The following is a 13,049-nucleotide window of genomic DNA, read 5'->3' on the forward strand; positions in this document are numbered from 1 at the left end:
TGCCTCTAAAAACGCGTCCCATGGGGGGCGCGTTGATGAATCTGGTCGGTGATATATTCAGCAAATGCGCTTTGATAGACGTAATGATCAGAACTCACATATTCAATAATATTATCATAATGTCCCTGCCACGCTTTTCCTTCCAGCGCATGGAAGAAAATATAATCTTCGATTGTTGACTGCCAGCGTTGCCCATTTAACAGATAATTAATAATGGTATCCCGATGTCCGTCTTTTCTGTCGTGTCCTTGCCAGTGAAAAAAAGCATTGCCGTTTTCAATAATCTCGGTACGCCAAATCTGTTCTGTCCATGTTTTATACTCAAAAAATCGACTCACGGTTTTTATGGAAGGGTTAGCGCGTTGAGTATTGACGAAAAGATAACGGTCGCTCCCTACCAGACGCGCCTGCATACTCACATTCATAAAAGATCATTCCTGAATACCACAAATTTTGATAAAAACACCCGCACCCGAAAGTCAAAATAAAATTATATTCTAAAATAAAAATTAAATTATGCAGAGAGTTCCCGACGAATTCGCACTGTAATCCATTTTTATTTAACCATAGCGGCCAATTGGAATATTATATTTCTACCTGACGATGCGGATGTTCCAAATGAAATTGTTACACTTTTCATTAATTAAAACAAACAAAAAATATCGCTTTTTTGTTAATCCGAGAAATAAGTAACAGATTCGAACAAGCGCCTTTCTGAAAAATACTTAATGTATGAAAACAGACTTGACACAAAGCGGCTAATACATGGGTAAAAACTGTAAATAAACATGATTCAAAATTAGCAGTTATAGGATAATTATATCTGCTGTATATACCGGCATCATTATATTGATAAATATACGTCAGCAAAAATATCTGACGCTAAAAGCCATTTTATCGTTAAAATATTCATTACACCCGTCACGGGGAACGAACTCATTCATGAAATATCGCTACATCCTCAGAATCGCGGCAGGCATCATTCTCATTATGGCCATGGTGTTTATCCATAACGTTATCGCTATTTATCAGTTCAGTCAGCAAAACCAGACGCGCGTAGCTGACTGCGCGATTGTCGCAGGAGCAGGCGTTAGCGGAAAAACGCCTTCTCCCGTTTTTCAGGCCAGACTGGATCATGCCATCTGGCTTTACCAACAACACATTATCCGCGCGTTGGTATTAACCGGCGGCTACGGCGCTGGCGCAACGGTTTCCGACGCGGCGATAGCCCGTCAATACGTTCTGGAAAAAGGCATTCCGGCTAAGGCGATTTTTATTGAAGAGCGCTCTACCGTGACGCGCGAAAATATTCGTTACGCAAAACAGATACTGCGACAACAACATTGACATCCTCCCCCACCTTCGCACTTCGTGACTCAGGTGGGGAATTCCCATTAGTGGGTGACGACTGATTGCTCAGCGTCTGGTTCCTGTTTCAGACGGGCGGCCTGACTGCACCATCCCTCCACAGGCAAGAACGGCGTGCCCCGCCGCTAAAATGTTACGAGCGCCGTTTACATCAGCGTTCGCTGTATATCCGCATGCCTGACACACAAATTTACTTTGTGACAGGCGATTTTCTTTCGCGGTATGACCACAGCACGCGCAACGCTGGCTTGTATATGCTGGCGGAACCGCAAGCACCTGACCGCCACGCCAGAGCTGTTTGTACTCAAGCTGGCGGCGCATTTCATACCAGCCCTGATCCAGTATCGAACGGTTCAGACCTGATTTGGCCTTGACGTTTCGTCCGTGCTGTTCTGCTGTACCTTTTGCCGATTTCGACATGTTACTAACCTTCAAATCCTCAATGACTATCATCGCGTGGTTTTTGCTGATTTCACTGGTAACTTTATGAAGGTAGTCGCGCCGGATATTGGCTATGTGCGAGTGCAGATGCTGGACTTTTCGCTTTTGTTTCTGCCAGTTACTGCTGAATCTGACTTTACGGCTTAACTGCCGCTGGAGTGTTGCCAGCTTGCGCTGACTTGCTTTAAAACTGTTGACTGGTTGGTATACCGTACCGTCTGAAAGCGTGGCGAGTTTTGTTACTCCTGCGTCCAGACCGACTATCGTTGTGCTTGTGTGATTGGGTTCTGCCGTTTCAACTTCAACCTGAAACGAGATATACCACTGTCCCGCTAACTGACTGATTGTCGCATTTTTGATTTTACCGTTCACACGTTGAGATTGCCGGAATTTTACCCACCCAAGACCTGACGGTAGCTTCACTCTGCGATTTTCAAGGCGGCAATATTTCTCAAAGTTCACAAAACGGATTGAGTCTCTGCCCTCATTTTTTCGTTTCCATACCGGGGCCTTAGCTGCGAGCTTTTTATCAAAGCAACGTTTCCATGCAGTATGCAGGTCTTTCAACTTTTGTTGCAGATTGTCGGTATAAGCATCCTGTAAAAAGATGTGTCCCGGCATTTTTTTCCACACTGTAAGCATCCTGTTCAACTCGAAAGCCGAAGGTAACTTTTCGCCTGAACCAAGGATGCGCTTTGTCTCCGCAAGACCTAAATTCCAGACAAAACGGGCGCAACCACATAACTGCCGCAAACGCTGCGACTGTTCAGGCGTTGGTTCCAGTCTGAATTTGTAGGCTTTCAGGATTAGCATCATCACTCAGTGTGTAGGAGATTTGTTTGCTACGTTACTGTTTTTACGGTCAACTTCAATACAAAAACATAAAATTAATCGTTCAAGACATGCCGCCTTCCTTTTGCATGTTCATCTTGTCTTTGTAACAAAATACCGTCGAAAGATACTGGGTGAGTCACACTATGCTGCATTCCATCAGTATGCAGCAGAAGTCTGCCGTGATTTTGGCGGAGAACTTAAAGAAAGTAACGGAGACGTCGATCATGTCCACATGCTGATCGAATACCCACCAACAGTGCAGCTTTCGGTACTGGTTAACTCACTGAAAGCTGTGACATCCCGCCGTCTGCGAAACGAATTTATTGATTTGCGGGGAGCATACGGAAAAGCCGTGCTCTGGTCGAGGTCATACTTTGCTGGCTCGTGCGGAGGTGCGCCGCTGGAAGTTGTGAAGCAATACATTCAACATCAGCGTGGCTGATGATCCTTCGGGCTTTTCAAGCCCGTCCAAATTCCCCTCCCGCCTTATGTCGGCGGGAGTACCCTTTGGAGTTAAGATGGTGCACAGCGTTACTGGTCAGCGATCCGCTGCATATGCTGCGTCTGAAAACTATCGCTCAGGATAATGGTATCGATAGCCGCTCATCACCCACGCGATCCACCCGCTATAAATCCTAGTGGGCGCAAACCCGCTTCTTACTGCGAGAAACTTTTTATTACAGCGGATATCGGCTTTTACGTTATATGCCTGTACAAAATAACAGTATTACCCCCTAAAACAGGTTATAATTAGCGTGAATTTTTTAGACAGGTAATCATCGTGGCGCAGGCAGGTTTCATTTTAACCCGGCACTGGCGGGATACGCCGCAAGGGACGGAGGTCTCTTTCTGGCTGGCGACAGACAACGGCCCTTTGCAGGCGACGCTGGCGCCGCAAGAGTCCGTGGCGTTTATTCCGACCAGCCAGACCTCCCGCGCCGCCTCGCTGCTACAGGCGGAAAAAGACTATCGCCTGACGCCGCTCCAGCTGCGAGACTTTCACCGTCAGCCGGTATCCGGTCTGTATTGCCGCACTCACCGCCAGCTTATGCGGATGGAGAAACTGCTGCGCGAAAACGGCGTCACCGTTTATGAAGCGGATGTCCGCCCGCCGGAGCGTTACCTGATGGAACGTTTTATCACTTCGCCTGTTTGGGTAGATGGCGAGATGCGCAACGGCGTTATCCGCAATGCGCGTCTTAAACCCCACCCCGACTATCGACCGCCGCTAAAATGGGTCTCGCTGGATATCGAAACCACGCGACACGGCGAGCTGTATTGCATTGGTCTGGAAGGCTGCGGCCAGCGTACCGTTTATATGCTGGGTCCGGCGAATGGCGATGACCGCCAACTGGACTTCGAGCTTGTGTATGTCGCCAGCCGCCCGCAGTTGCTGGAAAAACTCAACGCCTGGTTTGCCGAACATGATCCTGACGTCATCATCGGCTGGAACGTGGTGCAGTTCGACCTGCGTATGCTGCAAAAACATGCCGAACGCTACCGTATCCCTTTACGGCTGGGGCGAGACAATAGCGAACTGGAGTGGCGCGAACATGGCTTCAAAAACGGCGTTTTTTTCGCCCAGGCCAGAGGGCGAGTCATTATCGATGGTATCGACGCGCTTAAATCCGCGTTCTGGAATTTTTCGTCTTTTTCGCTGGAAGCCGTCTCGCAGGAACTGCTCGGCGAAGGAAAATCCATTGATAATCCCTGGGATCGTATGGATGAGATCGATCGCCGCTTTGCCCAGGATAAACCCGCCCTCGCCACCTACAACCTGAAAGACTGCGAGCTGGTCACGCGCATTTTCCATAAAACCGAGATCATGTCGTTTTTGCTGGAACGCGCGACGATCAACGGCCTGCCGGTCGATCGCCACGGCGGTTCAGTCGCCGCATTCGGGCATCTTTACTTTCCGCGAATGCACCGCGCCGGCTATGTCGCGCCCAATCTCGGCGAAGTGCCGCCGCTGGCAAGTCCCGGCGGCTACGTAATGGATTCACAACCCGGATTATACGATTCAGTACTGGTGCTGGATTATAAAAGCCTGTACCCGTCGATTATCCGCACGTTTTTGATTGATCCCGTCGGGCTGGTCGAAGGCATGGCGCAGCCGGATCCGGAACACAGTACCGAAGGTTTCCTTGACGCCTGGTTTTCACGAGAAAAGCACTGCCTGCCGGAAATTGTTAGCCAAATCTGGCACGGGCGCGATGAAGCCAAACGTCAGGGCAATAAACCGCTCTCGCAGGCGCTTAAAATCATTATGAACGCCTTTTATGGCGTACTCGGCACCACGGCCTGTCGCTTTTTCGATCCCCGTCTGGCGTCGTCAATCACCATGCGCGGTCATGCGATTATGCGCCAGACCAAAGCGCTGATTGAGGCGCAGGGTTATGACGTGATCTATGGCGATACCGATTCCACTTTCGTCTGGCTCCGGCGCGCGCATTCAGAAGCCGACGCGGCGGAAATCGGGCACAGGCTGGTGCGTCACGTGAACGAATGGTGGGCGCAGACGTTACAACAGCAAAATTTGACCAGCGCGCTGGAGCTGGAGTTTGAAACCCACTTTTGCCGTTTTCTGATGCCGACCATCCGCGGCGCGGATACTGGCAGTAAAAAACGCTACGCGGGCCTGATTCAGGAAGGCGACAGCCAGCGCATGGTATTTAAAGGTCTGGAAACGGTGCGGACCGACTGGACGCCGCTGGCGCAGCGCTTTCAACAGGAGCTGTATCTGCGTGTTTTTCGCAATGAACCTTATCAAGACTATGTGCGTGAGACTATCGATAAACTGATGGCGGGCGAACTGGACGCGCAGCTGGTTTATCGTAAGCGTCTGCGTCGCCCTTTACATGAGTACCAACGTAACGTTCCGCCGCACGTTCGCGCCGCCCGGCTGGCGGATGAACAAAACCTGAAGCAGGGTCGTCCGGCGCAGTATCAGAATCGCGGCGCCATAAAATATGTCTGGACTGTTAACGGCCCCGAGCCCGTGGATTACCAGCAGTCGCCGCTGGATTACGAACACTATCTTACCCGCCAGCTACAACCCGTGGCGGAAGGAATTCTTCCCTTCGTTGAAGATAATTTTGCTACACTACTGACCGGGCAACTGGGGCTATTTTGACGCGTGACGAAAGCGCCGCCTTCCAGTACCATAGCGCCCTTTCCATTCCTGGACCTAATTAACGCCACTACCACATTAGCCTGGTAGCGGGGTCGTATACTCGCAATTATCCAGTGCTGTCGCCTGGGAATGGCGAGTAATGCCTGCAATTAAAGATATAGAGCCGAACACATATGCCTTTTACATTTGGTCAACGCTGGATCAGCGATACAGAAAGCGAGCTGGGACTTGGAACCGTTGTTGCGATGGATGCGCGAACCGTCACCTTACTTTTCCCGTCCACGGGGGAAAACCGCCTGTATGCGCGCAGTGATTCTCCCGTGACCCGCGTCATGTTCAACCCTGGCGATACGATTACAAGCCATGAAGGCTGGCAGCTACATATCGATGAAGTAAAAGAAGAAAATGGCCTGCTTGTTTATGTCGGCACCCGCCTGGATACCGAAGAGACCAATGTGACGTTGCGCGAAGTTCTGCTCGACAGCAAGTTGGTTTTCAGTAAGCCCCAGGATCGTCTGTTCGCCGGTCAAATCGATCGAATGGATCGGTTCGCGCTGCGCTATCGCGCCCGTAAATTTCAGAGCGAGCAGTACCGGATGCCATACAGCGGTCTGCGCGGTCAGCGGACCAATCTGATCCCGCATCAGCTTAATATCGCTCATGATGTAGGTCGTCGCCACGCGCCGCGCGTACTGCTGGCGGATGAAGTGGGCTTAGGTAAAACCATTGAAGCCGGGATGATTCTGCATCAACAGTTATTATCCGGCGCGGCGGAACGCGTATTGATCATCGTGCCGGAAACCCTGCAACACCAGTGGCTGGTAGAAATGCTGCGCCGTTTCAACCTGCGCTTCGCGCTGTTCGATGACGAACGCTATACCGAAGCGCAGCACGACGCGTATAACCCGTTTGAAACCGAACAACTGGTGATCTGCTCGCTGGATTTCGCCCGCCGTAATAAGCAGCGTCTGGAACATTTGTGCGACGCCGAGTGGGATTTGCTGGTGGTCGACGAAGCGCATCATCTGGTGTGGAGCACCGATGCGCCGAGCCGTGAATATATGGCCATCGAACAGTTAGCTGAACGCGTACCGGGCGTGCTACTGCTGACCGCCACGCCAGAACAGCTGGGGATGGAAAGCCATTTCGCCCGTCTGCGTCTGCTCGATCCGAACCGTTTCCACGATTTCGAACAGTTTGTCGAAGAACAGAAAAACTACCGCCCTGTCGCCGATGCGGTGGCCATGCTGCTGGCGGGCAATAAACTCAGCAACGACGAACTGAACAGGCTGGGCGATCTGATCGGCGAACAGGATATTGAACCGCTGTTGCAGGCCGCTAATAGCGATCGCGACGACGCGCAGGCCGCCCGTGATGAGCTGGTGTCGATGCTGATGGATCGCCACGGCACCAGCCGCGTTCTGTTCCGCAACACCCGTAACGGCGTCAAGGGGTTCCCGAAACGTGAACTGCATACGGTAAAACTGCCGCTGCCGACCCAGTATCAGACCGCCATTAAGGTCTCCGGCATTATGGGCGCGCGTAAAAGCGCGGAAGATCGCGCCCGCGATATGCTCTATCCGGAACAAATTTATCAGGAGTTCGAAGGCGATACCGGCACCTGGTGGAACTTCGACCCACGCGTTGAGTGGCTAATGGGCTATCTGACCAGCCATCGTTCGCAAAAAGTGCTGGTGATCTGCGCCAAAGCGACCACCGCGTTACAGCTGGAGCAGGTGCTGCGCGAACGCGAAGGCATCCGTGCCGCCGTGTTCCATGAGGGCATGTCGATTATCGAACGCGACCGCGCCGCCGCCTGGTTCGCCGAAGAAGATACCGGCGCGCAGGTGCTGTTATGTTCCGAAATCGGCTCCGAAGGACGTAACTTCCAGTTTGCCAGCAATCTGGTGATGTTCGACTTGCCGTTTAACCCGGATCTGCTGGAACAGCGTATTGGTCGTCTGGATCGTATCGGCCAGGCGCATGATATCCAGATCCACGTCCCGTACCTGGAAAAAACCGCCCAGTCGGTGCTGGTTCGCTGGTATCACGAAGGGCTGGACGCCTTTGAGCACACCTGCCCGACCGGTCGCGCGATTTATGATTCAGCCTACGCCAGTCTGATTAACTATCTGGCCGCGCCTGAAGAAACCGACGGGTTTGACGATCTGATCAAATCCTGCCGCGAGCAACATGAAGCGCTAAAAGCCCAGTTAGAACAGGGCCGCGACCGCCTGCTGGAGATCCACTCCAACGGCGGAGAAAAAGCCCAACAGCTCGCACAAAGCATTGAAGAACAGGACGACGACACCAACCTGATCGCGTTCGCCATGAACCTGTTCGATATCGTCGGCATTAACCAGGACGATCGCGGCGACAACCTGATCGTGCTGACGCCGTCCGACCACATGTTGGTGCCGGATTTCCCCGGCCTGCCGGAAGACGGCTGTACTATCACGTTTGAACGTGATGTAGCCCTGTCTCGCGAAGATGCGCAGTTTATTACCTGGGAACATCCGCTCATCCGTAACGGACTGGATCTGATCCTCTCCGGCGATACCGGCAGCAGCACCATTTCGCTGTTGAAAAATAAAGCGCTGCCCGTCGGCACGCTGCTGGTCGAACTGGTTTACGTCGTGGAAGCGCAGGCGCCGAAACAGCTACAACTGAACCGCTTCCTGCCGCCGACGCCGGTACGTATGCTGTTAGATAAAAACGGCAACAATCTGGCCGCCCAGGTCGAGTTTGAAACCTTCAACCGTCAGCTCAGCGCCGTGAATCGCCACACCGGCAGCAAACTGGTTAACGCCGTACAACAGGACGTCCACGCCATTTTGCAACTGGGCGAGACGCAGATTGAAAAGTCCGCCAGAGCGCTGATTGATAACGCGCGTCGCGAGGCGGATGAAAAACTGTCCGGGGAACTGTCGCGTCTGGAAGCGCTGCGCGCCGTCAACCCGAACATTCGCGACGACGAACTTGCCGCTATCGACAGTAACCGTCAGCAGGTACTGGAGAGCCTGAATCAGGCAGGCTGGCGTCTGGACGCGCTGCGTTTTATCGTCGTCACGCACCAATAACGGAGCCGTACATGGGGATGGAAAACTACAATCCGCCGCAGGAACCCTGGCTGGTTATCCTGTATCAGGATGAGCACATTATGGTGGTCAATAAGCCCAGCGGCCTGTTGTCCGTGCCGGGGCGTCTGGAAGCGCACAAAGACAGCATTATGACGCGTATCCAGCGCGACTACCCGCAGGCAGAGTCGGTGCATCGTCTGGATATGGCTACCAGCGGCGTGATTGTAGTGGCGCTGACCAAAGCTGCGGAGCGGGAGCTAAAACGCCAGTTCCGCGAACGTGAGCCGAAAAAGCAGTATGTGGCGCGCGTATGGAGGCATCCCTCCCCGGCGGAAGGACTGGTTGACTTACCGCTCATCTGCGACTGGCCGAACCGGCCAAAGCAGAAAGTGTGTTATGAAACCGGCAAACCGGCGCAAACGGAATATAACGTGGTGGAGTTTGCGGCGGATAATACCGCCCGCGTGGTGCTCAAACCGATCACCGGGCGTTCGCATCAGCTTCGTGTGCATATGCTGGCGTTAGGCCACCCGATTTTAGGCGATCGGTTTTACGCTTCGCCGGAAGCGTTGTCGCTGGCGCCGCGTTTGCAGTTACACGCCGAAATGCTGACCATTACCCATCCCGCTTACGGCACCAGCATGACGTTTAAAGTCCCGGCAGATTTTTAAATTCAGAGCCAATTTATGCCGGGGCGCTTCGCCTATCCGGCCTACATTCATTAACGTAGGCCGGATAAGGCGCTAGCCGCATCCGGCAATTCAATCACTTGAAGCCTTTCTGTTCTTTGATTAGCTCATACGCTTTCTGAATTTCCTGCGCTTTTTGCTTCGCCATTTCCATCATTTCCGGCGGTAAACCTTTCGCGACCAGTTTGTCCGGATGATGCTCGCTCATCAGTTTGCGATAAGCGCGTTTAATGGTGGTTGCATCGTCGGTGGTTTTAACCCCCAGCACATTACAGGCATCTTCCAGCGTCGGGCCGCGCTGCGCCTGCTGCCAGCCGCCGCCGGACTGTTGATGATAACCGCCGCCAAACTGCGCGCCGCCCTGCATCATGCGCAGAAACTGATCGAACTGTACGCGGGAAATACCTAACTCTTCCGCAATCACATACAGCACTTCCCGCTCATTAGGGTGTAGCGAGCCATCGGCAAACGCCGCCTGGATCTGAATTTCCAGAAACATCCGGATCAGATCAAAACGCCCGAAGCAGACGCTACGAAACTGCCGCATCTTTTCACGTAATGGGTAATTATCCGCTTTTCCGACCCGAAAGGCGTTCTGCGCGGCAGTACGTGAATCGCCGTGTAAATTCATACGATCCATCAACTGACTGGCGATATGAATATCCGCTTCCGTCACCCGTCCTTTTGATTTGGTTAAGTGGCCCATCACCTCAAAGGTGGTGGCAAAAAACAGCGCCTGCCGTTCCCGCTGGTTGGCAAACCACGCCATTTTTCGGCTGCGGGCTTTGTCGAACATATGGCCCACCAGCAGACCCAGGACCACGCCCCAAAAGCCGCCGCCCATCATCAGGGCTACGGCGACGCCAATTATCTTTCCCCAGTACTGCATAGACTCCCCAAAACGTTACGCTATCGGTGAGGCTATCTCCCACAAAATAAGGTGCTTTTCTGCGAATGAAGGCTACGGTCAATTGTGGGACATCGCCTATAATTTGCATTATCATACCTGTCATTCAATGCCGTGCCTAACACCACAGACGCTAAACGGCAGGATTAACACTGGCGCAGCGAAGATGAGTAAGTTAGGCTGTGACCGTTTGTCACGCGCAACGCTACCGATGATGGAACAATAAATACAACGTATGAAAAAACGTATTCCCACTCTTCTGGCCACCATGATCGCCAGCGCCCTTTATAGTCATCAGGGGCTGGCAGCCGATCTCGCCTCACAGTGTATGTTGGGCGTGCCGAGCTACGATCGTCCTCTGGTAAAAGGCGATACCAACGATCTGCCGGTTACTATCAATGCCGATAACGCTAAAGGTAACTACCCGGACGATGCCGTTTTTACCGGCAACGTGGACATTATGCAGGGGAATAGCCGCCTGCAAGCGGATGAAGTGCAGCTTCATCAGAAGCAGGCGGAAGGTCAGCCGGAACCTGTACGCACCGTCGATGCGCTGGGTAATGTGCATTATGATGACAATCAGGTCATCCTTAAAGGGCCGAAGGGCTGGGCGAACCTGAACACCAAAGACACGAACGTCTGGGAAGGCGATTACCAGATGGTGGGCCGTCAGGGGCGCGGTAAAGCCGATCTCATGAAGCAGCGCGGCGAAAACCGCTATACCATTCTGGAAAACGGCAGCTTTACCTCCTGTCTGCCTGGCTCCGATACCTGGAGCGTGGTGGGGAGTGAAGTCATCCATGACCGCGAAGAACAGGTTGCGGAGATCTGGAACGCCCGGTTTAAAGTAGGTCCGGTTCCGATCTTTTATAGCCCCTATTTACAGCTACCCGTCGGTGACAAACGTCGCTCAGGTTTCCTGATCCCGAACGCGAAATACACGACCAAGAACTATTTCGAGTTCTACTTACCGTATTACTGGAACATCGCGCCCAATATGGACGCCACCATCACCCCGCACTATATGCACCGCCGCGGCAATATTATGTGGGAGAACGAATTCCGTTATCTCATGCAGGCAGGCGCCGGGTTGATGGAATTAGATTATCTGCCTTCTGATAAAGTCTACGAGGACGAACATCCCAAAGAGGGCGATAAGCACCGCTGGTTATTCTACTGGCAGCACTCAGGCGTGATGGATCAGGTGTGGCGTTTTAACGTCGATTACACCAAAGTCAGCGACTCCAGCTACTTTAACGATTTCGACAGTAAGTACGGTTCCAGTACCGACGGCTACGCAACGCAGAAATTCAGCGTCGGCTACGCCGTACAAAACTTTGACGCTACGGTGTCGACCAAACAATTCCAGGTCTTTAACGATCAGAACACCAGCAGCTATTCAGCGGAGCCGCAGTTAGACGTTAACTACTACCATAACGATCTCGGCCCGTTTGATACCCGGATTTACGGTCAGGCGGTGCACTTTGTCAACACCAAAGACAATATGCCGGAAGCGACCCGCGTCCACCTGGAGCCGACCATTAGTCTGCCGCTCTCCAACCGCTGGGGCAGTCTGAACACCGAAGCGAAGCTGATGGCGACGCACTATCAGCAGACGAATCTGGACTGGTACAACGCCAATAACAGCAAAAAACTGGAAGATTCGGTTAACCGCGTCATGCCGCAGTTTAAAGTCGACGGTAAGCTCATCTTCGAACGCGATATGGCGATGCTGGCGCCGGGGTATACCCAGACGCTGGAACCACGCGTGCAGTACCTGTATGTGCCGTACCGCGACCAGAGCGGCATCTATAACTACGATTCTTCTTTGCTGCAATCCGACTATAACGGCCTGTTCCGCGACCGCACTTATGGCGGTCTCGACCGTATTGCTTCCGCCAATCAGGTCACGACCGGCGTCACAACACGCATTTATGATGATGCCGCCGTTGAACGTTTTAACGTTTCTGTTGGTCAAATCTACTATTTCACGGAGTCTCGCACCGGCGATGACAACATTAAATGGGAGAATGACGACAAAACCGGTTCGCTGGTTTGGGCAGGCGACACTTACTGGCGTATTTCAGAACGCTGGGGGCTGCGTAGCGGAGTGCAGTACGATACCCGTCTGGATAGCGTCGCCACCAGTAGCAGCAGCCTCGAATACCGTCGGGATCAGGATCGTCTGGTACAGTTGAACTACCGCTATGCCAGCCCGGAATATATTCAGGCTACGTTGCCTTCGTATTATTCCACGGCAGAGCAGTATAAAAACGGCATCAACCAGGTGGGCGCGGTGGCAAGTTGGCCGATTGCCGATCGCTGGTCGATTGTCGGCGCGTACTACTTCGATACCAATTCGAGCAAACCTGCAGACCAGATGCTCGGCTTGCAGTACAACTCTTGCTGCTATGCGATCCGCGTCGGATACGAACGTAAGCTGAACGGTTGGGATAACGATAAACAACACGCGATTTATGATAACGCGATTGGCTTCAACATTGAGCTGCGCGGTTTGAGCTCTAACTACGGCCTCGGCACGCAAGAAATGTTGCGTTCGAACATTCTGCCGTACCAAAGCTCTATGTAATCTGATT

At 52.6% G+C, this 13,049-nt stretch carries 8 protein-coding genes and 2 pseudogenes; 7 read left to right on the top strand and 3 right to left on the bottom strand.

The window, feature by feature from the left end:
• Positions 1–5: 5 nt before the first annotated feature.
• The gene (locus tag J4685_RS15850; RefSeq protein ID WP_001103153.1) at positions 6–425 is read right to left on the bottom strand and encodes a DUF4751 family protein; all 420 of its coding nucleotides are present in this window, start codon (positions 423–425) and stop codon (positions 6–8) included.
• A gap of 517 nt (positions 426–942) precedes the next feature.
• On the opposite strand from J4685_RS15850, the pseudogene J4685_RS15860 reads away from it, so the two are divergent.
• Positions 943–1,341 (top strand): annotated as a pseudogene (locus J4685_RS15860) (YdcF family protein); the annotation flags it as partial.
• A gap of 75 nt (positions 1,342–1,416) precedes the next feature.
• Here the strand turns inward: J4685_RS15860 and J4685_RS15865 are convergent.
• Positions 1,417–2,622, bottom strand: a complete 1,206-nt coding sequence (locus J4685_RS15865) for an RNA-guided endonuclease InsQ/TnpB family protein (protein WP_014341280.1) — start codon at positions 2,620–2,622, stop codon at positions 1,417–1,419.
• A gap of 22 nt (positions 2,623–2,644) precedes the next feature.
• Here J4685_RS15865 and tnpA point away from each other — a divergent pair, with 22 nt between their 5' ends.
• From tnpA to rluA, 5 genes and pseudogenes are all read left to right on the top strand, one after another.
• Positions 2,645–3,085, top strand: coding sequence for an IS200/IS605-like element ISSen6 family transposase (gene tnpA, locus J4685_RS15870; protein ID WP_000458342.1), 441 nt, complete (start codon positions 2,645–2,647; stop codon positions 3,083–3,085).
• Positions 3,086–3,159: 74 nt separating this feature from the next.
• Positions 3,160–3,381: pseudogene (locus J4685_RS15875) on the top strand (YdcF family protein); the annotation flags it as partial.
• Between the two features lie 43 nt (positions 3,382–3,424).
• Complete coding sequence (polB, locus tag J4685_RS15880) at positions 3,425–5,776, top strand: DNA polymerase II (protein WP_000035597.1); 2,352 nt, start codon at positions 3,425–3,427, stop codon at positions 5,774–5,776.
• 173 nt (positions 5,777–5,949) lie between these two features.
• Positions 5,950–8,856, top strand: coding sequence for an RNA polymerase-associated protein RapA (gene rapA, locus J4685_RS15885; RefSeq protein ID WP_001116900.1), 2,907 nt, complete (start codon positions 5,950–5,952; stop codon positions 8,854–8,856).
• 11 nt (positions 8,857–8,867) lie between these two features.
• The gene (gene rluA / locus J4685_RS15890; protein ID WP_000525201.1) at positions 8,868–9,527 is read left to right on the top strand and encodes a bifunctional tRNA pseudouridine(32) synthase/23S rRNA pseudouridine(746) synthase RluA; all 660 of its coding nucleotides are present in this window, start codon (positions 8,868–8,870) and stop codon (positions 9,525–9,527) included.
• A 94-nt stretch (positions 9,528–9,621) separates the two neighbouring features.
• Here the strand turns inward: rluA and djlA are convergent, their stop codons facing one another.
• Positions 9,622–10,434 (bottom strand): co-chaperone DjlA, encoded by an 813-nt coding sequence (gene djlA, locus J4685_RS15895; RefSeq protein ID WP_001200595.1) that lies wholly within the window; start codon positions 10,432–10,434, stop codon positions 9,622–9,624.
• Between the two features lie 253 nt (positions 10,435–10,687).
• On the opposite strand from djlA, the gene lptD reads away from it, so the two are divergent.
• A complete protein-coding gene (gene lptD / locus J4685_RS15900; RefSeq protein ID WP_000746111.1) occupies positions 10,688–13,042 on the top strand; it encodes an LPS assembly protein LptD in 2,355 nt (784 codons plus the stop codon).
• Positions 13,043–13,049 lie beyond the last annotated feature (7 nt).

The sequence above is a fragment of the Salmonella sp. 32100201201700099SM genome, assembly GCF_017572645.1.
In the GTDB taxonomy this organism is placed as follows: Bacteria; Pseudomonadota; Gammaproteobacteria; order Enterobacterales; family Enterobacteriaceae; genus Salmonella; species Salmonella enterica.